The following is a 22,723-nucleotide window of genomic DNA, read 5'->3' on the forward strand; positions in this document are numbered from 1 at the left end:
CTGGGGTCAGAACTCTTGACGGGGTGTGTTTCAAACCGGTTAAGTGCCTGCCCAGGCCGCACGGCGAGCGACTGCCCCGGCCGGGGCCGTGCCCGTGCTCGCACGCAGCCGCAGCCAGTACCACCCACACCGTCCGGGAGAGACCGTGCGCCGAAGCCCGACGATCGCCGACGTCGCCCGCGTCGCCGGCGTCTCCAAAGGCACGGTGTCCTTCGTGCTGAACAACCGCCCCGGCGTCGCGCCCGACACCAGGGAAAGGGTCCTCGCCGCGGCGGCGGAGCTCGGATTCCGGCCGAGCCACCGGGCGCGGGCGCTGTCCTACTCCCGGGCGTTCGCGCTCGGTCTGGTGATGGCCCGGCCCGCCGAACTGCTCGGAGCGGACCCCTTCTTCCCCGCCTTCATCGCGGGAGTGGAGACCGAGCTGGCCAAAGTGGGCCATGCCCTGGTCCTGCGGGTCGTCACCGGCGGCTGGGACGAGGAGGCCAACGGATACCGTCAACTCGCCGACGACGGGCGGGTGGACGGTGTCTTCCTCTCCGACCTGCGGGTGGGCGACGATCCCCGGCTGCCGCTCCTTCAGGAGCTGCGGCTGCCGGCCGTGACCTTGCAGACGCCGGACACTCCGCCCGCCTTCCCCGCCGTGAACCTCGACGAGCGGACCGGGATCCGCGCCGCCGTGGAGCACCTGGCCACGCTGGGGCACCGGCGCATCGCGCATGTGGCCGGGCCTCAGCAGTTCGTCCACGGCCGCCGGAGACGTGACGCCTGGGCGGACACGCTGCGCGACCTCGGCCTGCCTCCGGGGCCGGAGGCCGCAGGGGACTTCACCGCTGCCGGCGGTGCCGCGGCCACCCGGCGCCTGTTCCAGGACGGCGAGCCGCCCAGCGCCGTCGTCTATGCCAACGATCTGATGGCGATCGCGGGCGTCACTGTCGCCCACGAACTCGGCCTGAGCATTCCCGACGACCTCTCGGTCACCGGTTTCGACGACACCGAACTGGCCCGCCATGTGCACCCGTCGCTCACCACGGTGCGGATGGACGCCCTCGCCATGGGCCGCGCCGCCGCCCGCGCCCTGCTCCAACTCGTGGAGAAGGGCAGCGCGGAGAGTGTCGACCTGCCGCCGACCGAGCTGATTCTCCGACGATCCACCGCACCACCCGCACCGGGCGGTGTCCCCCGCCCCAGAGTCTCCCAAGCCGACGACGAACCACGGAGTTCCTCATGAAACGAGCACTTCCCCTCGCCATGGCCCTCCTCGTGCTGCCGCTCAGCGCCTGCGGCGGCAGCTCCGACGGCGGTGACGGAAAAGCCGCCTCCGCCAAGGGCCCGATCAAGATCTGGTACGCCAACAACCCCGACGAGATCGCCTGGGCCAAGAAGATGGTCGCGTCCTGGAACTCCGCGCACCCGGACGAGAAGATCCGCGCCCAGGAGATCCCGGCCGGAAAGAGCTCCGAGGAGGTCATCGGAGCGGCCATCACCGCCGGCAACGCCCCCTGTCTGGTCTTCAACACCTCCCCGGCGGCCGTGTCGCAGTTCCAGAAGCAGGGCGGCCTGGTGCCGCTCGACGACTTTCCCGGCGCCACGGAGCACATCCAGAAGCGCTCCGGAGACGCGGCCGAGCAGTACAAGTCGGAGGACGGCAAGTACTACCAGCTGCCCTGGAAGTCCAACCCGGTGATGATCTCCTACAACAAGGACGTCTTCGAAAAGGCCGGACTCGACCCCGACAAGCCCCGCCTGAAGACGTACAAGGACTTCCTGGCCACGTCCGAGAAGCTGGTCGACAAGGGCGGGGTGAAGGCCGCGGTCTGGCCCGCGCCGAGTTCGGAGTTCTTCCAGTCCTGGTTCGACTTCTACCCGCTGTTCGCGGCGGAGAGCGGCGGCAAGCAGCTGCTGGAGGACGGCAAGGCGCAGTTCACCGGCCCCGAGGGGCAGCGGGTGGCGGACTTCTGGCGGTCGATGTACGACAAGGGCCTGTCGCAGAAGGAGAAGTACAACGGGGACGCGTTCGCCGACGGCAAGGCCGCCATGACCATCGCCGGGCCGTGGGCCGTGAAGGTCTACGACAAGAAGGTCGACTACGGCGTGGTCCCTGTTCCCACGTCGAAGGGTCAACCGGCCGCGAAGACCCGTACCTTCAGCGACGCCAAGTCGGTGGGGATGTTCAACTCCTGCAAGAACCGCGGTACGGCCTGGGACGTACTGAAGTTCGCCAGCAGCAAGGAGCAGGACGGCAAGCTGCTGGAGACGACCGGCCAGATGCCGGTGCGCGAGGATCTGACGGGCACGTACGGGGATTTCTTCGCGAAGAACGCGAAGTACAAGACCTACGCCCAGGCTGCCGAGAACACCGTCGAGGTGCCCAACGTGCCCCAGTCGATCTCCGTCTGGCAGAAGTTCCGGGACGCCTACTCGCGCTCGGTCATCTTCGGCAAGGCAGACCCGCAGACCGCGCTGAAGAAGGCGGCGGCCGAGGTCGAGAAGCTCGCCGGCCAGAAGTGACCATCGCAGGGAGGTGCAGTTGATGTCCTCGCCCACGAGGGGCGGCACGCGCCCCAGGAGCACGCGGCGGTCATTCGGCCGCAATCTCCTGGGGCTCGGGTTCGTCTCGCCGTATCTGGCGTTCGTCGCCGTGGTCTTCGCCTACCCGTTCGGGTTCGCGGTGTGGATGTCGTTCCACGACTACTTCTTCGCCGCGCCGAACGCCGTCGTGGAGTACCCGTTCGTCGGTTTCGAGAACTACGCCGCCGTACTGAGCGACCCGGACGTCCGTCAGGCATTCGGCAACATCGCCGTCTTCCTTGTCTTCAACGTGCCGCTGACCGTGGGTCTTTCGCTCGTACTGGCCACCGCGCTCAACGCGAAGTTGCCGATGCGCTCGTTCTTCCGCGCGGCGTACTACCTGCCGTACATCACCGCGAGCGTGGCCATGGTCGGCATCTGGATGTGGCTCTTCAGCAGCGGCGGCCTGGTGAACGAGGTCCTGGGACGGCTGGCTCCGGAGCCGTCGTGGCTGGTCAACGAGACTCTGGCGATGCCGCTGATCGCGGTGTTCGTCGCGTGGAAGCAGCTCGGCTTCTTCATCATGCTGTACCTCGCGGCGCTGCAGAACGTGCCGAAGGAGCTGTACGAATCGGCGGACACCGACGGCGCGTCCACGGTGCGCAAGTTCCTCTCCATCACGGTGCCGGGCGTGCGCCCGGCGACGACACTCGTGGTGATCGTGGCCACGATCACCGGGGCGAACCTGTTCACCGAGCCGTACCTGCTCACCGGGGGCGGCGGTCCTGACGGAGCGTCCGCCTCCCCCGTCCTGCTCATGTATCAGCGGGGCATCGAGCAGGGAAGTCCGGATGTCGCCGCCGCGATCGGCGTGCTGCTGGTGCTGTTCGTGCTGGCCGTCTCACTGATCAACCGCAAGCTGACGGAAAGGGGCTGAGCCGTGATGCCCGCCGCCACCACACGCCGGATACCCCGGCTGCTCGTGCTGCTCGCCGGCGCGTGCGCGTTCCTCTTCCCCTTCTACTCCATGGTGCTCGGCTCGCTGCAGTCCGAGCCGAGCTCCGAACCGTCGGCCGTGCTGCCCGACCCGTCAGGCCTCACACTGGGCAATTACACGGCGATCAACGACCGGGTCCCGCTGCTGAGGGCCGTCGCCAATTCGGGGATCTTCACCGGGGGCGTCATCCTGTGCACCGTCGTGTTCGGCCTCATGGCGGGCTACGCACTGGCGCAGATGCACTTCCGCGGCAGAGGCGCGGTCTTCGGCACCGTGCTCCTGGTGCAGCTGGTTCCGTTCCAGCTGCTGATGATCCCGCTCTACGTGATGATCGTCCGCAGCTACGGGCTGGCCGACACCTACCTCGGCATCATCCTGCCGTTCGCGATCAACTCGACGGCCGTCTTCGTCTTCCGCCAGTTCTTCCTGCAGCTTCCCCGGGAGCTGTTCGAGTCCGCGCGGATCGACGGGGCGAGCGAGCTGGCGATCATGCTGCGGATCGCGACCCCGCTGTGCAAGCCGGCCCTGCTGACCACGGTGCTGCTGACCTTCATCGGCCCGTGGAACGAGTTCCTCTGGCCGTTCCTCGTGACCAAGGACTCCGACATGCAGCCGTTGGCCGTGGCACTGGCCAACTACATCTCCAACGTCGCCGGACGGGCCGCCAACCCGTACGGCGCGATACTCGCCGGGGCATGCGTGCTCGCCGCCCCGGCCGTGGCGCTGTTCCTCGCGTTCCAGCGCCGCTTCGTCTCCACCGACCTCGGATCCGGCATTAAGGGCTGACACTTGAGCACCGACACGACCCCCCGTACGAACATCCCCTACACCCTGCGCCGGCTGGGCGTGGTGATGTCGCCACTGCCCGGCGAGGCCGACGAGAGGGAGGGCGTCCTCAACCCCGCCTCCGGCCGCACCCCCGACGGCAAGCTGCACCTGCTGCCCCGCCTGGTGGCCGACGGCAACGTCTCCCGCGTCGGGCTGGCCGAGGTCACCTTCACCGACGGCATACCCTCCGGCGTCGAGCGCCGCGGCGTCGTGCTGTCCCCCGACGAGGGCTGGGAGCGCGGCAAGAACAACGCCGGCGTCGAGGACCCCCGCACCACCTGGGTCCCCTCCCTCGGCAAGCACGTCATGTCCTACGTCGCCTACGGCCCCCTCGGCCCCAAGCCGGCCCTCGCCGTCTCCGGGAACCTCACCGACTGGACCCGCCTCGGGCCGATCCAGTTCGAGTACCAGCCCGGCCTCGACACCGACCTCAACCTCTTCCCCAACAAGGACGTCGTCCACTTCCCCGAGCCCGTCCCCGGCCCGGACGGCGAACCGGCGTACGCGATGCTGCACCGCCCCATGTGGGACCTCGGCTGGTTCCGTCCCGGCGAAGGCACCCACCTCCCCGCCGGCGTCACCGACGAGCGCCCCGGCATCTGGATCTCCTACGTGCCCGCTGCGGAGGCCGAGCAGGACATCCGCGCCCTGGTACGCCCCCGCCAGCACCGCCTGGTCGCCCTGTCTGAACACCCCTGGGAAGCGCTGAAGATCGGCGCCGGCCCCGCCCCGGTCCGCGTCGACGAGGGCTGGCTGCTCCTCCACCACGGGGTCTCCGGCTCCATCGAGGACCCCTTCGAGCAGAACCAGCGGGTGTCGTACGCCGCCGGGGCGATGATCCTCGATCCGTCCGACCCGTCGAAGGTCATCGCCCGTTCCGATGAGCCGCTGATGGCCCCCGAGACGGAGGAGGAGCGCTCCGGCACCGTCCCCAACGTCGTCTTCCCCACGGCGATCGAGGAGGTCGACGGGAAGCTGTACGTCTTCTACGGCATGGCCGACGCCCACATCGGCGTCGCCCTCCTGGAACGCGCCACGTGACGGGGCCGCCCCTCGGCCTCGGGCTGGTCGGCTGCGGATCGTTCGGGGCGTACGTCCTGGATGCCGTGGCCGGCCTGCCCGGCCTGCGCATCGCCGCCGTCGCCGATCCCGACCCGTCGCGCGCGAAGCCGCTCGGCGCACGGCACGGCGCGGCCGTACGCGACGGCCTCGACTCGCTGCTCGCCACGGACGGCGTGGATCTCGTGGCCCTCGCCACCCCGCCCGCCACGCACGCCGGGATGGCGATCGCCGCTCTCCGCGCCGGCAAGCACGTCTTCTGCGAGAAGCCGCTGGCCACCACCACCGAGGACGCCGCCCGGGTCCGGGACGAGGTGGACCGTTCGCCCGGAACTCTCGCCGTCGACCATGTCCTTCGCTACAACCCGGTCCTCCGCGCCGTTCAGCGGCTGACCGCCGAGGGCGTCCTCGCCCCGCCCCGCCGTTTCCTCTTCGAGAACGACGCGGCCGACGAAGACCTCGGCGCCGACCACTGGTTCTGGGACCCCACGCACAGCGGGGGCATCTTCATCGAGCACGGTGTCCACTTCTTCGACGCGGCCCGCGCCCTGCTCGGCAGCGAACCCGAGTCGGTGAGCGCCACGGCCGTGCGGCGCCCGGGCGGCCCCGTCGACATGGTGATCGCGGACGCCGTGCACCCCGGCGGCGTCCTCGCCACCCACCTGCACTCCTTCACCCACGCCCACCGGTGCGAACGCCAGCTGATGCGCCTGGACCACGGTTTCGCCGAGTCGCGCATCACCGGATGGATCCCGACGTACGCCGCCATCACCGCGTGGACGGACGAGGAGGGTGCCGCCCGGTGGGAGGAACTCCCTTCGAGGACCGCCGAGTTGCTTGCCGTTCCGGGCTTCCGCCCGCACGGCGGCGAACGCGTAGCCGTCACAGTGCACCGGGACGCGGGCGAGGCCCGTCCCGCCCGCGGCAGAGGCGTCGCACGCAGCGTCCCGCACCGCGCGGAGGCCGTGATCGACCTCGGTGGCGAGGCCCGCAAGCCGCATGCGTACGCCGAGAGCGTGCGAGCCGCCGTCGCCGACCTGCTGCACTGCGCGGCGGGCGGTTCCACACCGGTCGCCGACGCCCACGCCGGCCTGACCGCGGTCGCCGTGGCCGAAGCGGCCACCCGTGCGGCCGGCAGCGGGGCCGGCCGGATCGTCGCCGTGCCCGCGGGGGCTCACACTTCTTCGTAGAGGGTGCTGTCCTCGTCGGCCCGTCGGATCGTGCGCAGGGCGTGGCCCGGGTGCCAGACCTGGAAGACGATGTGCGGGTCCTCGACCCTGATCCGTACGACCTCGGAGAGCTCCGCGCGGAAGAGATGGAAGCGGTCCGGCACTTCGCCCTCCGCCGCGCCGGCCGCGTACCGGGCGAACTCCTCCGGGTCCGTCACTTCGACCGCGCGCCCCGAGATGCGCACGTCGCCGCCTCCCATTCCGGTGCCCGTGCCGGGGTTGGCGTACATGGAGAAGCGGGGGTCGCGGCGCAGGTCGAGCGCCTTGCGCGACCCGATCATCATGCCCAGCCACAGCTCGTCCCCCCTGAAGTCACCCTCCAGGCCGGTCAGGCGGGGCGAGCCGTCGGGGCGGATGGTGGCGAGCACGTGGTGCTGGAACGCCTGGAAGCGGGCTCGCACGGTGTCGGCGAACTCGGGTTCGGCGGCGCGGAAGGCCGCCCAGCTCTCGGTCATGGGTCCATCCTGGCGCCGATACCCGACATCTACCGTCCGGATTGCGTCCGCTGCGTGAGCCGTACGGGCTCAGGCAGCCGTCCCGGTCACGGGCAGCTGTTGGGTCTGACCGCCCTTCTGCGGGGCCGCCCCTGCGCCGCCGGGATGCGCGCCAGCGCGGCCTTCGCGAACGGCGAGAGCCGGTGGTGCTCGGCCGCCGCCGCCAGCACCGCGATGGCGCGCCGGTCCCCCAGGGCGCCCAGGCCCTGCACGCACGCCTCGGCGATCGGCCAGTAGTGCACCGGCCCCATCAGCAGCCGTTGCAGGACGGAGATCAGCGTGGGCACGGACTCGGGCGCCCGTAACGCCGTGAGCAGCCGCACGGCGTGCAGCGCGTAGCCGGTGCGCAGTTCGTTGGTCGCCAGGGCGGCGGCGGCGCGCGCCGTACGGGGATCTCGCAGCCGTGCCAGGGCGTGGGCGGCGGTGGCGCAGCGCACGGGGTCGCGGTAGTTCAGCATGAAGATCAAGGTTTCGAAGCAGCGCCTGTCCCCCGCGCTGCCGAGCGCGAACGCCGCAACTTCCCGCGCCCACAACGGGCGTTGGCTCTCCGCCAGCACGGACGCCAGTTCGTCCCGTGCCGCGGGAGTCTCCTCCCTCGCGAGTGCGACCAGCCGCTCGTACTCGACCGGGTCCGCCTCCGCCCGGACGCGATCGATCAACGATCGGAATGCGTCGGCCACTTGCGCTCCCTCCCCCACGTGCTCCGTCCCACAGCCCTGGAAGAGCCATACCCCTGGCGCATTGGTTACCCACGAGTTAAGCTGCTCGTCAGAGCGGCACCCCCGCTCAGGCGGCCTGGTGACGCAGCCGCCCGAGAGTGAAGTCGGTTCGGCGGGGGTCCGGGCCGCGGCGAACCGCCGCGGCAGCGCCCGGGCTTGCACGCCTGTACGGAACGGCCCCTGGGACAGGGCCGGTTGACCCCGATTCCCGTCCGGCTTCCCGAATTCCCAGAGTTTCGAATCTGCTGCCTTGCAGCCGCGCCCCGCACCGTGCTGTGCGCGCGGCCGGCACACCCTCATCGTCAGTCGTCACACCTGGAGTCCCGTGATGGACCGTCCGCCTCTGCACACCATCGCCGTCATCGGTCTCGGCACCATGGGCACCGGCATCGCCGACGTCCTCGCCCGGGCCGGCCGTGAAGTCATCGGCATCGACATCAGTGACGCCGCCGCACGTCACGCCACCGAAGCCTTCGAAGCCTCCACCGCGCGCGCCGTCCAGCGCGAGCGGATGACGGAGGCCGAGCGGCAGGACGCCCTCGCCCGCTTCCGCACCTCCGGCGACCTGGACGCCGCCGCCGAGGCGGACCTCGTCATCGAGGTGGTGCCGGAGGACTACGACACCAAGTGCCAGGTCTTCGCGGCGCTCGACACCGTCGTCAAGCCGGACACGATCCTCGCGACGGGCACCAACGCGCTCTCCGTCACCCGGCTCGCGGCCGACTCGGACCGCCCCGAACGGGTGCTGGGCCTGCACTTCTTCCACCCCGCCCCGGCGATGAAGCTCGTCGAGGTCGTCTCCTCGGTGCTCACCTCGCCGGAGGCCGTCACCGCGGTGACGGAACTCGCGCGCGAGCTGGGCAAGGAGCCCGTCGCGGTCGGCGACCGGCCCGGATTCGTCGCGGACGGGCTGCTCTTCGGCTACCTCAACCAGGCCGCCGCGATGTACGAATCGCGCTACGCCAGCCGCGAGGACATCGACAATGCGATGCGCCTGGGATGCGGGCTGCCGATGGGGCCGCTGGCGCTGCTCGACCTCATCGGCATCGACACGGCACGCACCGTTCTGGACGCGATGTACGCCGACTCGCACGACCGGCTGCACGCGCCCGCACCGATCCTGCGGCAGCTGAGCGACGCCGGTCTGACGGGCCAGAAGGCGGGCCGGGGCTTCTACTCCTACGAGGCTCCCGGCTCGTCCGTCGTCGTCGCCGACTCCGAAACCCCGGACGGGGACGCCACCCGCACCGCCGGCCGTCCCGTCTCCTCCGTCGGCGTCGCCGGCTCGGGCACCATGGCGAGCGGCATCGCGGAGGTCTTCGCCAGGGCCGGATACGAGACGGTGCTCGCCGCACGCAGCGAGGAGAAGGCGCAGACGGCCAAGGACCGCATCGCCAAGTCCTTCGAGCGCGCGGTGAAGAAGGGCCGGATGACCGACGACGACCGGGTCGCCGCGCTCGGCCGCATCACCCCCGCCGGTTCGCTGGAGGCGCTGTCCGGCGTCGACCTGGCGGTCGAGGCCGTCGCGGAGGACCTGGAGGTCAAGCGGGAACTCTTCGCCAGGCTCGACGAGGTGTGCAGGCCCGGCGCGGTGCTCGCCACCACCACCAGCTCCCTCCCGGTGGTGGCCTGCGCCCGCGCCACGTCCCGTCCGCAGGACGTCATCGGCATGCACTTCTTCAACCCGGCGCCGGCGATGAAGCTCGTCGAGGTCGTGCGCACGGTTCTCACCGGTGACGAGGCTCATGCGACGGTCCGCGAAGTCTGCGGAGGCATCCGCAAGCACCCCGTGGACTGCGGCGACCGTGCGGGATTCATCGTCAACGCGCTGCTCTTCCCGTACCTGAACAACGCCGTGAAGATGGTCGAGCAGCACTACGCGTCGCTCGACGACATCGACGCGGCGATGAGGCTCGGCGGCGGCTACCCGATGGGGCCCTTCGAGCTGCTGGACGTCGTCGGGCTGGACGTCTCCCTCGCCATCGAGCAGGTGCTGCACAGGGAGTTCCGCGACCCGGGGCTGGCTCCCGCGCCGCTGCTGGAACACCTGGTCGCGGCGGGCTGCCTGGGCCGTAAGACGGGACGGGGATTCCGCGAGTACGCACGGCGGTGACGCGTCTGTGAAGCGGGACAACCGGTGGGGCGGGCTGCTTGAGCCTTCCGCAAGCGGCCCGCCCCCCGAGTACGTCACGGCATGTAACGTTCCCCACATGTCAGACACCGCGAAGCCGTCCCGTTCGCCTGCCGCGTCCTCCCAGCGCCTCAGGATGCGACGCGAGTTGGCGGCGGCGGCGATGGAGCTCTTCGCGACGAAGGGGTACGAGGCCACGACGGTCGACGAGATCGCCGCGACGGCGGGCGTCGCCCGGCGCACGTTCTTCCGGCACTTCCGCGCCAAGGAAGAGGCGATCTTCCCGGACCACGACGACACCCTTGTGCGGGCACAGGCCGTCCTGGAGGCCGCGCCCCCGCACGAGAACCCGCTCGACACGGTGTGCCGCGGCATCAAAGAGGTCATGCGGATGTACGCGGCGTCGCCCAAGGGCAGCGTCGAGCGCTACAAGCTGACACGGGAGGTGCCGGCGCTGCGCGAGCGCGAGATCGCCTCCGTCGCGCGCTACGAGCGGCTCTTCACCCGGTATCTGCTGGGCCACTTCGACGAGGCGGCCCACCGCGACGGCGACGACGATCCGCTCCTCGCGGAGGTCGCCGCCTCGGCCGTCGTCACGGCGCACAACCACGTACTGCGCCGGTGGCTGCGCGGCGGCGGAGTGGGCGACGTGGAAGCGCAGTTGGACCACGCGTTCGCGATCGTGCGCAGGACCTTCGGCACGGGTTTCGGGGCGAACCGCCTGGCGGTCCCGGAGCCCGCCGGCGCTGCGAACGGCACCGCCCGGGCCGCGACGACGCGGGAGGACGAGGTGCTGGTCACCGTCGCCCGCACGGACGCTCCGATCGGCGAGATCATGCGCACGATCGAGGAGGCGCTGCGGGACTGAACCCCCGCCCGGGGGTTGTGAACGCGCGCACCGCTTCGGCGAAGCTGGCTCCATGACCGACGACCGTGAAGTGGACGCGAACAGGCTGGCCTCCGAGTCGCTGGCCGAGGACGATCCGACGGGATGGTTCGAGCGGCTGTACGCCCTGGCCGCCGCCGGCGAGGCGACGGTGCCGTGGGACCGCGGCGAGCCGAACGCGCTGCTGGCCGGCTGGGCCGAGCGGCAGGGCCTGGACGGGGCGGGGAAGCGGGCGCTCGTCGTCGGCTGCGGGCTCGGGCGGGACGCCGAATACGTGGCGGGGCTCGGATTCCGCACGACCGCCTTCGACATCTCGCCGACCGCGGTCCGCGGGGCGCGTGAGCGCTTCCCCGGCTCGGCCGTCGACTACGTCGTGGCCGACCTTCTGGACCCGCCGGCCGAGTGGGCGGGTGCGTTCGACCTCGTCGTGGAGTCGGTCACTGTGCAGTCCTTGCCGCTCTCGGTCCGTGCGGAGGCGATCGTCAACGTGGTCCGCACGGTGGCGCACGGCGGGAGGCTGGTGGTCATCTCCGGCGTCCGCGGGGAGGGCGAGCAGGTGGACGGTCCGCCGTGGCCGCTCACCAGGTCTGAAGTGGACTCCTTCGCGGTGTGCGGGATGCGGGCCGCGGATGTCGAGCAGGTGCCCCACCCCGGCGACCCGCACGTTCTGCGGTGGAGGGCGGAGTTCCGGCGGGCGTGACCAAGCTGGCAGGGCCCGAACGGCGCGGGCCCGCGGGACGGAGTCGCCACCGCGGGCCCGCCGGGCTGCGCGCCCTGCGTCAGGAGCGCTTCGAGGACGAAGCCTGCGTGCCGGGAGTGGCGCACTCCGCGGGGAGCTTCACCTTCCCGGGCTTGTGCACGAAGCTGTCCATCTTCGCCCATTCGTCCAGTTCGGGGTCGTAGAGATTCTGGAGACCGAACTGCAGCAACTGCCAGAACGTTCCCCTGTCGCGCTGGTCGACGTAGACGTCGGCGAGCGCGATCGGGAACCGCAGGTGCAGCCCCGGAGGCCGCTCCGGCAGGACTACGCCGGCTCTCCAGTGATTCACGTGCCGGGGCTTGTTCAGCCGGAGGGTCTCCCGTCCGACGAACCGTGAATTGGCGAGGAACTGGTTCAGCGTCCGCAGATTGAAGCCGGGGATCTGCGAGCACGGATGCACGTTCAGGCCCGGCCACTTGAAGGTGATCGTGTAGAGCGTGTTGCGGTAGATCAGGTTCGTGAACCAGATCGGGTACTGCGGGCCTCCGGCGGTCATCTGGCTGTCGCCGTTCTTCCCCTCCCAGGTGAACGGGACCGTGATGCCCAGGTCACGGACGATCCACTTGCCCTTGCCGCGGAAGTTCCGCGGGAGCTTCGGCGGCGGCGGGGTCTTCGGCCCGGACTTCCCGGCCGCGGCGGCGACGGAGGACGGCGCCGGTCCGGTCCGCTTCTCGGCGCCGGCCGGCGAGAGAGCCGTCACCGGGACGGCGATCACTGTGGCGAGAGCGGCCGAGCAGGCCGCGCGACGTGTCCGTGTCCAACCCATGGTCTCCCCGGCTTCGACTCGTGCGCCGTCGTGGCGCAGTACCCGATCTCAACGAATGGATCCAGAGGTCCCCGGACGGCGGAGAAGCCAAAAGCAACGGACGGACCACGGCCTGTTCGGCCCAGCCCTCGCACGGACAGCGACCGCCTGCACCCTCTCGGACATCACGGATATCGCGAGTATTCCGGGCATATCCCGCTGGTCTCGGGAAGTCGGAAAGCACATGGACGGGACCGAGGGACCAGGAGGACGCCATGTCTGCCGAGAACGCTTCGCCGCAGCTCAGCCGCCTGCTCGAAGGCCACCCGCCCGAGCCGGTCGCCCTGGTGCACGAGGGACGGCACTGGACGTACGGCGACGTGGCCGCCGCGGCCGGAGCCCTGGCCGCGGAGATGGACCAACTGGCGGGCGAGCGGGTGGCGTTCATGCTGCCTACCTGCCCCGAGGCCGCTCTTGTGTACTTGGCCTGTTTCCGTTCGGGGGCCGTCGCCACGCCGGTGAACACGCGCTACGCGCCGCCCGAGCTGGAGCGGGCGCTCAGGCGCGCACGTCCGCGCTGGCTGATCGTCGACGAAAGCCGGACGGACCGGCTCGACGGCGTCGACCCGGCACTCCTGGCAGGCGTCCGGATCCTGGTCACCGGGCGCAGCGGGCGCTTCGAGCCGTTCGCTCCCCTGCTGACCTCCCGGCCCGGCAGCGACCCGATCCCGCCCGCCCCGGACCGCCCGGCCGCGCTGTTCTTCACTTCCGGCTCGTCCGGCGAACCCAAGGGGGTCGTGCACAGCCACGGCTCCGCCCTGGCCATGCTCACCAGCACCTCCGAGGCGATGGGCGGCATCCGCGCCGACGACGTGGTGCAGGTGTGCGATCCGCTGGTGCACGTCAGCGGGTTCATCGAGACGCTGAGCACCCTGCTGGCCGGCGGAAAGGCCGTCCTGTACGACGGGTTCGAACTGCAGACCTACGCCTCGGGGCTGCTCGCCCACCGGCCCACCCTGATCTGCACCCACGTCGACGTCCTGGCCCGGCTCGCCCGCGCACCGCAGGCGGAGCGCGCATGGTTCTCCTCACTGCGCGGCGTCTACACCGGGGGTGACACCGTGCCCGGCGCCCTGCAGCGCGACTTCAGAGCGCTGACCGGACTGCCCATCAGTGTCGGCTACGGCCTGACCGAGGCGATCTGGCTCACCGTCGAGCGCGACCCGGGGCCCCATGGCGACAACCGCATCGGCACGCCCGTGGGCGGCGCGCAGCTGCGCACGGACGAGGAGACCGGTGAACTGCTCGTGCGGGGGCCGATGGTGATGAGTCGTTACTGGGACGACAAGGAACTCACCCGGCGGTCGCGGTCGGACGGATGGCTGCGGACCGGTGACATGGGTTCACGGGGCGCAGACGGGGCCTGGTGGCTCCGTGGCCGCATCAAGGACTTGATCGTGCGCCGCACCTCCAAGATCACCCCCGGCGAGGTCGAGTCGGCGATCGACGAGCACCCGGAGGTGGCCGACTCGGCGGTCGTCGCAGCGCCGGACTCCGAGCAGGGCCAGGTGCCGGTGGCCTTCGTGGTCCTCCGGCGAGGGAGCGAGATCACGGCCGAGGGGCTGATGGCGTTCCTGAAGAAGCGGATCGCCGCGTACAAGCTGCCCAGCCGCATCCACTTCCTCGACGCGCTGCCGCTCACGGCCAGCGGCAAGATCTCCCACCGCGACCTGCAGGAGACGGGGGCGCAGCGGCAACGGTCATAACAGCGAACGCGTGGAGCGCCCGCTGGGCCCGCACGCCGTACGGCGCGCGGGCCGCCGTCGCGGCGGGGGCCGTAGCACCGGCAGCCGCGCGGCGCGGCCGGCTTGCCCCCATCCCGGCAGGCGGACCGGCCCTCGCCCCGCCCGGCACAGGCACCGGCGGCTCCGGCACATGCAAAGGCACATGCACAGGCACAGGCACAGGCACAGGCACAGGCTCCGGCTCCGGCTCCGGCAGCGGCAGCGGCAGCGGCAGCGGCAGCGGAGCGCTCATGCGTGCGCGCCCTCACATCAAGTGAGAGAAATTGCTGGCACGCAGTGTCTTGTGCACTGGCACTGGGTGTCATACCTTGATGCATGTCCGGGCGCTGTCCCGACGGCACCACACCCGTACGTGCCCGGACGCCTGCGTCACAGGCAACCCGCGCTCACCAGCGCCGCCAAACAGCATCACCCGCCGAACCGACGGCTCTGCCTCACACCCGACGACCCTCAAAGCGTCTCCCTCAACAGCGCTTCGCCGGAGGCATTACCGTGAACAAGATCCTCGACGCGATCCTCGCGTCCGACACGACCGCCGAAGACTTCGCGAACCTTCCCCTCCCGGAGTCCTACAGGGCGGTGACCGTCCACCGGGACGAGGCCGGAATGTTCGACGGTCTCCCCTCCCGGGAGAAGGACCCCCGCAAGTCCCTCCATCTGGACGAGGTGCCCGTGCCCGAACTGGGGCCGGGTGAGGCGCTGGTGGCCGTGATGGCCTCCTCCGTCAACTACAACTCCGTGTGGACCTCGCTCTTCGAGCCCATGTCCACCTTCGCGTTCCTGGAGCGCTACGGACGCCTGTCGCCGCTGGCCAAGCGGCACGACCTCCCGTACCACATCATCGGCTCCGACCTCGCCGGCGTCGTGCTGCGCACGGGCGCGGGCGTCAACGCCTGGAAGCCGGGCGACGAAGTCGTCGCGCACTGCCTGTCCGTGGAGCTGGAGTCGGCCGACGGCCACGACGACACGATGCTCGACCCGGAACAGCGCATCTGGGGCTTCGAGACGAACTTCGGCGGCCTCGCGGAGATCGCGCTGGTCAAGTCGAACCAGCTGATGCCGAAGCCGGACCACCTCAGCTGGGAGGAGGCCGCCGCTCCCGGCCTGGTCAACTCGACCGCCTACCGGCAGCTGGTCTCCCGCAACGGGGCCGGGATGAAGCAGGGCGACAACGTCCTCATCTGGGGCGCCAGCGGCGGACTCGGCTCGTACGCCACGCAGTTCGCGCTGGCCGGCGGCGCCAACCCGATCTGTGTCGTCTCCAGCGAGCAGAAGGCGGAGATCTGCCGCCGCATGGGCGCCGAGGCGATCATCGACCGCAGCGCCGAGGGCTACAAGTTCTGGAAGGACGAGCACAACCAGGACCCGAAGGAGTGGAAGCGCTTCGGCAAGCGCATCCGCGAACTGACCGGCGGCGAGGACGTCGACATCGTCTTCGAACACCCCGGACGGGAGACCTTCGGGGCGAGCGTGTACGTCACCCGCAAGGGCGGCACCATCGTCACCTGCGCCTCCACCTCGGGCTACGAGCACACCTACGACAACCGCTACCTGTGGATGTCGCTCAAGCGCATCGTCGGCTCGCACTTCGCCAACTACCGCGAGGCGTGGGAGGCCAACCGCCTCATCTCCAAGGGCAAGATCCACCCGACGCTCTCGCGCACCTACAACCTGGAGGAGACCGGCCAGGCCGCCCACGACGTGCACCGCAACGTCCACCAGGGCAAGGTCGGCGTCCTCGCGCTGGCTCCCGAGGAGGGGCTGGGCGTCCGCGACACGGAGAAGCGCGCGAAGCACGTGGACGCGATCAACCTGTTCCGCGACACCGAAGGCGAGCGGACCGACAAGTACAGCCGCGACACCGAAGGCGAGCGGACCGACAAGCACAGCCGCGACACCGAAGGCGAGCGGACCGACAAGCACAGCCGCGACACCGAAGGCGAGCGGACCGACAAGCACAGCCGCGACACCGAAGGCGAGCGGACCGACAAGCACAGCAGGGACGCCGATGGCCGGAACGGCAAGCATGCCTGAGCGAGCCAAGGACCGGCCGTGGCTGATGCGCACGTACGCGGGTCACTCCACGGCCGAAGCGTCCAACGAGCTGTACCGGCGCAACCTCGACAAGGGCCAGACCGGGCTCTCGGTCGCCTTCGACCTGCCGACGCAGACCGGCTACGACCCCGACCACGTCCTCGCGCGTGGCGAGGTCGGCCGCGTCGGGGTTCCGGTCTCCCATGTGGCTGACATGCGGCGGCTGTTCGAGGGGATCCCCCTTGAACAGATGAACACGTCGATGACGATCAACGCCACGGCCATGTGGCTGCTGGCGCTGTACCAGGTCGTCGCGGAGGAGCACGGCGCCGACATCTCCAAGCTCCAGGGGACGACGCAGAACGACATCGTCAAGGAGTACCTCTCGCGGGGCACGCACGTCTTCCCGCCGGGTCCCTCGCTGCGTCTGACGACGGACATGATCGCCTACACCGTCGGCAACATCCCCAAGTGGAATCCGATCAACATCTGCAGCTACCACCTCCAGGAGGCCGGTGCCACACCGGTCCAGGAGATCGCGTACGCGATGAGCACGGCCATCGCCGTACTCGACGCCGTGCGCGACTCGGGGCAGGTGCCGCAGGAGCGGATGGGCGATGTCGTGGCCCGGATCTCCTTCTTCGTCAACGCGGGCGTCCGCTTCGTCGAGGAGATGTGCAAGATGCGGGCCTTCACCCGCATCTGGGACCGCATCACGCGCGAGCGGTACGGCATCGAGAACGCGAAACAGCGCCGCTTCCGCTACGGCGTGCAGGTCAACTCGCTCGGGCTGACCGAGGCGCAGCCGGAGAACAACATCCAGCGCATCGTGCTGGAGATGCTGGCTGTCACCCTCTCCAAGGACGCTCGCGCCCGCGCCGTCCAACTGCCCGCCTGGAACGAGGCCCTGGGCCTGCCGCGGCCCTGGGACCAGCAGTGGTCGCTGCGCATCCAGCAGGTCCTCGCGATGGAGAGCGACCTGCTGGAGTACGACGACATCTTCGCCGGATCGCACGTGATCGAGGCGAAGGTGAGCGAACTCGTGGACGCCTCCTTCGCCGAGATCGAGCACATCGAGAAGCTCGGCGGGGCGATGGCAGCCGTCGAATCGGGCTACCTGAAGTCGCAGTTGGTCTCCTCGCACGCCGAGCGCCGCGGCCGTATCGAGTCCGGTGAGGAGAAGATCGTCGGCGTCAACTGCTACGAGTCGACGGAACCGAACCCGCTCACCGCGGACTTGGAGACGGCCATCCACACCGTCGATCCGGCGACCGAGGCCCAGGTCGCGGAGGCCGTCCGGCGCTGGCGTGCCACCCGTGACGAGTCGCCGGACGACGGCGCGTCCCGCGCGCTCCAGCGGCTCAAGGACACCGCCGCCACCGACGCCAACCTCATGGAGGCGACGCTGGAGTGCGCCCGCGCGGGCGTGACCACCGGCGAGTGGGCCGGCGCCCTGCGTGAGGTCTTCGGCGAGTTCCGCGCGCCGACCGGCGTCAGCAGCGCCCCCGTCGCGGTGCCCGCCGAGGAGGGTTCCGCGCTCGCCGATGTGCGGCGCCGCGTGGAGCTGACGGCCGCGGAACTCGGCGTCGGCAGGCTCCGGCTGCTCGTGGGCAAGCCCGGCCTGGACGGGCACAGCAACGGAGCCGAACAGATCGCCGTACGGGCCCGCGACGCGGGCTTCGAAGTGATCTACCAGGGCATCCGGCTCACGCCGGAGCAGATCGCCTCGGCCGCGGTCGCCGAGGACGTGCACTGCGTCGGCCTGTCCATCCTCTCCGGCTCGCACGCGGAGCTCGTGCCGGACGTGCTGGAGAGGCTGCGGCGTTCGGGCGCGGCGACTTCCCCCGGGCCCGGGGACCCCACCCGGGCCGAAGGCCCACAGGGAGGCCCGGGCGATCCCCCTATTCCGGTCATCGTCGGCGGCATCATCCCCTCGGCCGACGCCGCGGCCTTGCGAGAGGCCGGAGTCGCCGCCGTCTTCACCCCGAAGGACTTCGGCATCACCGAGATCATCGGCCGTATCGTCAACGAAATCCGCACAGCGAACAAGCTCGACCCCCTGGAGGTCCCCGCATGACAGCCCCGTCGCCGGACACCGGCCAGGCATCCCGCACGCTGCGCCCGCGGCGCTCCTGCATGGCCGTGCCCGGAAGCAACCCGCGCTTCCTGGAGAAGGCGCAGGGCCTCCCCGCCGACCAGGTCTTCCTCGACCTGGAGGACGCCTGTGCGCCGCTGGCCAAACCGGACGCCCGGCACACGATCGTCAAGTTCCTCAACGAGGGCGACTGGAGCGGCAAGACGCGCGTCGTGCGCGTCAACGACTGGACGACGCACTGGACCTACCGCGACGTGATCACCGTCGTGGAGGGCGCCGGGCAGAACCTCGACTGCATCATGCTGCCGAAGGTCCAGGACGCCCAGCAGGTCCAGGCCCTGGACATGCTGCTGACGCAGATCGAGACGACGATGGGCTTCGAGGTCGGCCGCATCGGCATCGAGGCCCAGATCGAGAACGCCAAGGGCCTGGTGAACGTCGACGAGATCGCCGCGTCCTCGCCCCGCATGGAGACGATCGTCTTCGGGCCGGCCGACTTCATGGCGTCCATCAACATGAAGTCGCTCGTCGTCGGCGAGCAGCCGCCCGGCTACCCGGCGGACGCCTACCACTACATCCTGATGCGCATCCTGATGGCCGCCCGCACGCACGACCTCCAGGCGATCGACGGCCCGTATTTGCAGATCAAGGACGTCGACGGCTTCCGCGAGGTGGCCCAGCGTGCCGCCGCGCTCGGCTACGACGGCAAGTGGGTGCTGCACCCGGGCCAGGTCGACGCCGCGAACGAGGTCTTCTCCCCCTCCCAGGAGGACTACGACCACGCGGAGATGATCCTCGACGCGTACGAGTACTTCACGTCCGAGAAGGGCGGCAAGAAGGGCTCGGCGATGCTCGGCGACGAGATGATCGACGAGGCGAGCCGCAAGATGGCCCTGGTCGTGGCCGGCAAGGGCCGTGCCGCCGGGATGTCCCGCACGACGTCCTTCGAAGCTCCGGAGGCCTGATCGGCATGCAATTCGGTCGCACATACGAAGAGTTCACCGTCGGGGACGTCTACAAGCACTGGCCCGGCAAGACCGTCACCGAGTACGACGACCACCTGTTCTGCCTGCTCACGATGAACCACCACCCGCTCCACATGGACACCAACTACGCGGAGAGCACAACCGACTTCGGCAAGAACGTGGTGGTGGGCAACTACATCTACTCACTGCTGCTGGGCATGTCCGTGCCGGACGTCTCGGGCAAGGCCATCGCCAATCTGGAGATCGAGTCGCTCAAGCACGTGGCGCCGACCTTCCACGGCGACACGATCTACGGGCAGACCACCGTCCTCGACAAGATCCCCTCAAAGTCGAAGAGCGACCGCGGGATCGTGCACGTCGAGACGAAGGGCTACAACCAGGACGGCACGCTCGTCTGCGTCTTCCGCCGGAAAGTGATGGTGCCCACCGAGGCATACATCAAGGAGCGCGGAGGGGAGCAGCCGGGACGCCCCGAGCTGCGCGAGTCCGCCCCCGGCAAGGACGCCCCCGGCAAGGACACAGCGAAGGGAGGGAAGTGAGATGGGACGGCTCGCACAGACGGAAGGTCTCACGGAGATCCAGCAGGAGATCCTCTCCACGGTCCGCAGCTTTGTCGACAAGGAGATCCTCCCGGTAGCGACGGAGCTGGAGCACCGCGACGAGTACCCGACCGAGATAGTCGAAGGCCTCAAGGAACTCGGCCTGTTCGGCCTGATGATTCCCGAGGAGTACGGCGGCCTCGGCGAGTCCCTGCTCACCTACGCGCTGTGCGTGGAGGAGATCGCGCGGGGCTGGATGAGCGTCTCCGGGATCATCAACACCCATTTCATCGTGGCGTACATGCTCAAGCAGCACGGCACCCAGGAGCAGAAGGACCACTTCCTGCCGAAGATGGCCACGGGCGAGGTGCGCGGCGCCTTCTCCATGTCGGAACCGGGCCTGGGCTCGGACGTTTCGGCCATCTCGTCCAAGGGCGTCCGCGACGGCGGTGACGACGACCCCGACGCGGATTTCATTCTCAACGGACAGAAGATGTGGCTGACCAACGGCGGTTCCTCGACGCTGGTCGCGGTGCTGTGCCGCACGGACGAGGGGCACCCCGAGGGGACGGCACCGCACAAGTCGATGACGACGTTCCTGGTGGAGAAGGAGCCGGGCTTCGGCGAGGTGCGGCCCGGGCTCACCATCCCCGGCAAGATCGACAAGATGGGCTACAAGGGCGTCGACACCACGGAACTCATCATGCAGGACCTGCGGGTTCCCGCGGACCGGGTGCTCGGCGGGGAGACCGGCCGGGGTTTCTACCAGATGATGGACGGCGTCGAGGTCGGCCGCGTCAATGTGGCCGCGCGTGGCTGCGGCGTCGCTCAGCGCGCCTTCGAGTTGGGCATCGGCTACGCACAGCAACGGCACACTTTCGGAAAGCCGATCGCGCAGCACCAGGCGATCCAGTTCAGGCTGGCCGAAATGGGCACGAAGGTGGAGGCGGCGCACGCGCTGATGGTCGGCGCAGCACGCAAGAAGGACGCCGGTCAGCGCAACGACCTTGAGGCCGGGATGGCCAAATACCTCGCCTCCGAGTACTGCAAGGAGGTCGTGGAGGACGCGTTTCGCATTCACGGCGGGTACGGTTTCTCCAAGGAGTACGAGATCGAGCGCCTCTACCGCGAGGCGCCGATGCTCTTGATCGGTGAAGGAACCGCCGAGATCCAGAAAATGATCGTAGGCCGCCGCCTGTTGGAGGAGTACCGCTTCCAGGGGTGATGTCCCTTTCGGGGTGTTTTCCCGCCGGCCGGGACGACATCCCGAATCGGGATTACGGTCACGGACTGCCGCACTGGCTTGGCCAGTTGCCATCCGTAACCGATACCATCCCGAAAAGCCGCCGTCCCCCAATCACCGCCGCGGCTCCCTCCGCTACGAAGGTCATACATGCCCCACAGCCCATCCTCCGCACCACGCGGACGAGTCCGCATCGCGCGCGGAGCGTCGCCGTGGCTTCTGCCGACCGTGGCCACCGCGGCCGTCGGCCTCGTCCGGGCCCGCCGCTCGAAGAAGGCGGCGGCGCTCGCGGTGCCGGCGACAGCTCTCGCCGCGGGCATGCTCTGGTTCTTCCGCGACCCGGAGCGTGAGATCTCCCAGGGCCGCGTCATCTCTCCGGCCGACGGAGTGGTGCAGAGCATCATGCCGTGGCCCGACGGACGCACCCGCGTCGCGATCTTCATGAGCCCGCTCAACGTCCACGTGAACCGCGCTCCGCTCGCGGGCACCGTGGCCTCCTTGGAGCACATCCCCGGCGGCTACGTCCCCGCGTTCAACAAGGAGAGCGAGAACAACGAGCGGGTCGTCTGGCACTTCGACACCGAGATCGGCGACGTGGAGATGATCCAGATCGCCGGCGCCGTGGCCCGGCGGATCGTCCCGTACGTGCCGCAGGGCTGCAAGGTCGAGCAGGGGGACCGCGTGGGGCTGATCCGTTTCGGCTCCCGCGTCGATGTCTACCTCCCCGAAGGGGTCCAGGCCGGCGTCGAGGTGGGACAGGCCACGACTGCAGGGGTGACTCGCCTTGACCGTGATTGATCCGGATACGCAGGCAGCCGCCTGGGTCGCCGAGGCCCAAGAGGACGACGACGAGATGCCGCTCTCGACGCGGCTCTCGATAGCCGACACCCTGACGCTGGGCAACGCCACCTGCGGCTTCATGGCGGTGTACTTCACCACCACCGGCGTCCTCATCCCGCACCTGACGGGCAGCGAGGACGGCGGCATGGCCCGGCACAGCGCCGCGACCGCCGTGATGCTGATGCTGCTGGCGTCCGTCTTCGACCTGTTCGACGGACTGGTGGCGCGGAAGCTGCGCAGCTCCGCGATGGGCGCGGAGCTGGACAACCTCTCCGACCTCATCAGCTTCGGCCTGGCCCCCGCCTACTTCGTCGCCACATGGGGCATGGTCGCCAACGACGCCAATCAGGAAGTGTCGGTGGTGGCCGCCGTCGTGGTGCTGCTGGCGGTGGTACTGCGGCTCGCCAGGTTCTCGTGCGTGCCCATGCGTGACGGCATGTTCCAGGGCATGCCCGGCCCGTTCGGGGCGCTTACCGTCGTGTCGATCGTGCTGCTGGAGCTGCCGTTCGTGCCGACGCTGCTGGCCATCATGGGCGTCGCCTGGCTGATGGTGAGCCGCGTCGAGTACCCGAAGCCGCGCGGCCGGCTGGCGGTGGCGATGCTCGGCTGGATCGTCGCGAGCATGGGACTTCTGGCGGCCTGGGCGTTCGACGCCCCGGGCGGCGTGCTGCTGCTCCAGACCGGCTGCGCGCTGCAGGTCGTGCTCGGCGCCGTGATCCCGCTCTTCGCGACGGCGCGCAGGGTTCACACCTTCCGCGACAACCGCCGCGAGGCGAGGACCGCCGCACAGGGCTAGCGCCGGTCGGCCGTCCGCCCCCGCCATGT

19 protein-coding genes and 1 pseudogene are annotated in these 22,723 nt (G+C 69.9%); 17 read left to right on the plus strand and 3 right to left on the minus strand.

What is annotated here, in order from left to right:
- The first annotated feature begins 145 nt into the window (after positions 1–145).
- From EV375_RS26935 to EV375_RS26960, 6 genes are all read left to right on the plus strand, one after another.
- Positions 146–1,228: a LacI family DNA-binding transcriptional regulator gene (locus tag EV375_RS26935; RefSeq protein WP_130302527.1), complete on the plus strand. Its 1,083-nt coding sequence runs from the start codon at positions 146–148 to the stop codon at positions 1,226–1,228.
- On the plus strand, positions 1,225–2,508 hold the full coding sequence (locus EV375_RS26940; protein ID WP_130302528.1) for an extracellular solute-binding protein: 1,284 nt from the start codon (positions 1,225–1,227) through the stop codon (positions 2,506–2,508). Before EV375_RS26935 ends, EV375_RS26940 begins: the two co-directional genes overlap by 4 nt.
- A 22-nt stretch (positions 2,509–2,530) precedes the next feature.
- Positions 2,531–3,445, plus strand: a complete 915-nt coding sequence (locus EV375_RS26945) for a carbohydrate ABC transporter permease (RefSeq protein WP_130302529.1) — start codon at positions 2,531–2,533, stop codon at positions 3,443–3,445.
- A 6-nt stretch (positions 3,446–3,451) separates the two neighbouring features.
- Positions 3,452–4,291, plus strand: coding sequence for a carbohydrate ABC transporter permease (locus EV375_RS26950; protein WP_207228478.1), 840 nt, complete (start codon positions 3,452–3,454; stop codon positions 4,289–4,291).
- A gap of 66 nt (positions 4,292–4,357) precedes the next feature.
- Entirely contained in the window at positions 4,358–5,374 is a 1,017-nt protein-coding gene (locus tag EV375_RS26955) for a glycoside hydrolase family 130 protein (RefSeq protein WP_130302911.1), read from the plus strand.
- Positions 5,371–6,582 carry a Gfo/Idh/MocA family protein gene (locus tag EV375_RS26960; RefSeq protein ID WP_130302530.1) on the plus strand — a complete coding sequence of 404 codons (1,212 nt, stop codon included), beginning with the start codon at positions 5,371–5,373 and terminating at the stop codon, positions 6,580–6,582. Before EV375_RS26955 ends, EV375_RS26960 begins: the two co-directional genes overlap by 4 nt.
- Here EV375_RS26960 and EV375_RS26965 read toward each other — a convergent pair.
- The gene (locus tag EV375_RS26965) at positions 6,567–7,076 is read right to left on the minus strand and encodes a pyridoxamine 5'-phosphate oxidase family protein (protein WP_130302531.1); all 510 of its coding nucleotides are present in this window, start codon (positions 7,074–7,076) and stop codon (positions 6,567–6,569) included. The genes EV375_RS26960 and EV375_RS26965 overlap by 16 nt on opposite strands.
- Positions 7,077–7,162: 86 nt before the next feature.
- Positions 7,163–7,795 (minus strand): HEAT repeat domain-containing protein, encoded by a 633-nt coding sequence (locus EV375_RS26970; RefSeq protein ID WP_130302532.1) that lies wholly within the window; start codon positions 7,793–7,795, stop codon positions 7,163–7,165.
- Positions 7,796–8,162: 367 nt separating this feature from the next.
- Between EV375_RS26970 and EV375_RS26975 the strand changes: the two genes are divergently transcribed.
- The 3 genes from EV375_RS26975 to EV375_RS26985 all read left to right on the plus strand — a co-directional run bounded on the left by EV375_RS26975 (position 8,163) and on the right by EV375_RS26985 (position 11,551).
- Positions 8,163–9,947, plus strand: a complete 1,785-nt coding sequence (locus EV375_RS26975; RefSeq protein ID WP_130302533.1) for a 3-hydroxyacyl-CoA dehydrogenase family protein — start codon at positions 8,163–8,165, stop codon at positions 9,945–9,947.
- A gap of 97 nt (positions 9,948–10,044) precedes the next feature.
- A complete protein-coding gene (locus EV375_RS26980) occupies positions 10,045–10,833 on the plus strand; it encodes a TetR family transcriptional regulator (RefSeq protein WP_207228480.1) in 789 nt (262 codons plus the stop codon).
- 52 nt (positions 10,834–10,885) lie between these two features.
- The gene (locus EV375_RS26985) at positions 10,886–11,551 is read left to right on the plus strand and encodes a class I SAM-dependent methyltransferase (RefSeq protein WP_130302535.1); all 666 of its coding nucleotides are present in this window, start codon (positions 10,886–10,888) and stop codon (positions 11,549–11,551) included.
- A gap of 79 nt (positions 11,552–11,630) precedes the next feature.
- On the opposite strand, the gene EV375_RS26990 is transcribed toward EV375_RS26985, so the two are convergent.
- Positions 11,631–12,377, minus strand: coding sequence for a hypothetical protein (locus tag EV375_RS26990; RefSeq protein WP_130302536.1), 747 nt, complete (start codon positions 12,375–12,377; stop codon positions 11,631–11,633).
- 254 nt (positions 12,378–12,631) lie between these two features.
- On the opposite strand from EV375_RS26990, the gene EV375_RS26995 reads away from it, so the two are divergent.
- The 8 genes and pseudogenes from EV375_RS26995 to pssA all read left to right on the plus strand — a co-directional run bounded on the left by EV375_RS26995 (position 12,632) and on the right by pssA (position 22,694).
- Positions 12,632–14,122 (plus strand): class I adenylate-forming enzyme family protein, encoded by a 1,491-nt coding sequence (locus EV375_RS26995; RefSeq protein ID WP_130302537.1) that lies wholly within the window; start codon positions 12,632–12,634, stop codon positions 14,120–14,122.
- A gap of 531 nt (positions 14,123–14,653) precedes the next feature.
- A pseudogene (gene ccrA, locus EV375_RS27005) lies at positions 14,654–15,985 on the plus strand (crotonyl-CoA carboxylase/reductase); the annotation flags it as partial.
- 202 nt (positions 15,986–16,187) lie between these two features.
- A complete protein-coding gene (locus tag EV375_RS27010) occupies positions 16,188–18,272 on the plus strand; it encodes a protein meaA (RefSeq protein WP_130302538.1) in 2,085 nt (694 codons plus the stop codon).
- Positions 18,269–19,255 (plus strand): HpcH/HpaI aldolase/citrate lyase family protein, encoded by a 987-nt coding sequence (locus EV375_RS27015; RefSeq protein WP_130302539.1) that lies wholly within the window; start codon positions 18,269–18,271, stop codon positions 19,253–19,255. Before EV375_RS27010 ends, EV375_RS27015 begins: the two co-directional genes overlap by 4 nt.
- A 5-nt stretch (positions 19,256–19,260) precedes the next feature.
- Positions 19,261–19,815, plus strand: coding sequence for a MaoC family dehydratase (locus tag EV375_RS27020; RefSeq protein ID WP_130302540.1), 555 nt, complete (start codon positions 19,261–19,263; stop codon positions 19,813–19,815).
- Between the two features lies 1 nt (position 19,816).
- A complete protein-coding gene (locus EV375_RS27025; RefSeq protein WP_130302541.1) occupies positions 19,817–21,040 on the plus strand; it encodes an acyl-CoA dehydrogenase family protein in 1,224 nt (407 codons plus the stop codon).
- A gap of 168 nt (positions 21,041–21,208) precedes the next feature.
- The gene (locus tag EV375_RS27030; protein ID WP_130302542.1) at positions 21,209–21,856 is read left to right on the plus strand and encodes a phosphatidylserine decarboxylase; all 648 of its coding nucleotides are present in this window, start codon (positions 21,209–21,211) and stop codon (positions 21,854–21,856) included.
- Positions 21,843–22,694: a CDP-diacylglycerol--serine O-phosphatidyltransferase gene (pssA, locus tag EV375_RS27035; RefSeq protein ID WP_055487131.1), complete on the plus strand. Its 852-nt coding sequence runs from the start codon at positions 21,843–21,845 to the stop codon at positions 22,692–22,694. The genes EV375_RS27030 and pssA overlap by 14 nt, the downstream gene beginning before the upstream one ends.
- Positions 22,695–22,723 lie beyond the last annotated feature (29 nt).

It is taken from the genome of Streptomyces sp. CNZ301, assembly GCF_004217425.1.

Excerpts from the sequence above, each read along its gene's own strand:
- EV375_RS26955 (WP_130302911.1), top strand. The coding sequence starts at position 4,358 with ATGTCGCCACTGCCCGGCGAGGCCGACGAGAGGGAGGGCGTCCTCAAC.
- EV375_RS26940 (WP_130302528.1), top strand. The coding sequence starts at position 1,225 with ATGAAACGAGCACTTCCCCTCGCCATGGCCCTCCTCGTGCTGCCGCTC.
- EV375_RS27030 (WP_130302542.1), top strand. The coding sequence starts at position 21,209 with ATGCCCCACAGCCCATCCTCCGCACCACGCGGACGAGTCCGCATCGCG.
- EV375_RS26995 (WP_130302537.1), top strand. The coding sequence starts at position 12,632 with ATGTCTGCCGAGAACGCTTCGCCGCAGCTCAGCCGCCTGCTCGAAGGC.
- EV375_RS26945 (WP_130302529.1), top strand. The coding sequence starts at position 2,531 with ATGTCCTCGCCCACGAGGGGCGGCACGCGCCCCAGGAGCACGCGGCGG.
- EV375_RS27025 (WP_130302541.1), top strand. The coding sequence starts at position 19,817 with ATGGGACGGCTCGCACAGACGGAAGGTCTCACGGAGATCCAGCAGGAG.
- EV375_RS26985 (WP_130302535.1), top strand. The coding sequence starts at position 10,886 with ATGACCGACGACCGTGAAGTGGACGCGAACAGGCTGGCCTCCGAGTCG.
- EV375_RS26990 (WP_130302536.1), bottom strand. The coding sequence starts at position 12,377 with ATGGGTTGGACACGGACACGTCGCGCGGCCTGCTCGGCCGCTCTCGCC.
- EV375_RS27015 (WP_130302539.1), top strand. The coding sequence starts at position 18,269 with ATGACAGCCCCGTCGCCGGACACCGGCCAGGCATCCCGCACGCTGCGC.
- EV375_RS26950 (WP_207228478.1), top strand. The coding sequence starts at position 3,452 with ATGCCCGCCGCCACCACACGCCGGATACCCCGGCTGCTCGTGCTGCTC.
- EV375_RS27010 (WP_130302538.1), top strand. The coding sequence starts at position 16,188 with ATGCCTGAGCGAGCCAAGGACCGGCCGTGGCTGATGCGCACGTACGCG.
- EV375_RS26975 (WP_130302533.1), top strand. The coding sequence starts at position 8,163 with ATGGACCGTCCGCCTCTGCACACCATCGCCGTCATCGGTCTCGGCACC.
- EV375_RS26965 (WP_130302531.1), bottom strand. The coding sequence starts at position 7,076 with ATGACCGAGAGCTGGGCGGCCTTCCGCGCCGCCGAACCCGAGTTCGCC.
- EV375_RS26980 (WP_207228480.1), top strand. The coding sequence starts at position 10,045 with ATGTCAGACACCGCGAAGCCGTCCCGTTCGCCTGCCGCGTCCTCCCAG.
- EV375_RS27020 (WP_130302540.1), top strand. The coding sequence starts at position 19,261 with ATGCAATTCGGTCGCACATACGAAGAGTTCACCGTCGGGGACGTCTAC.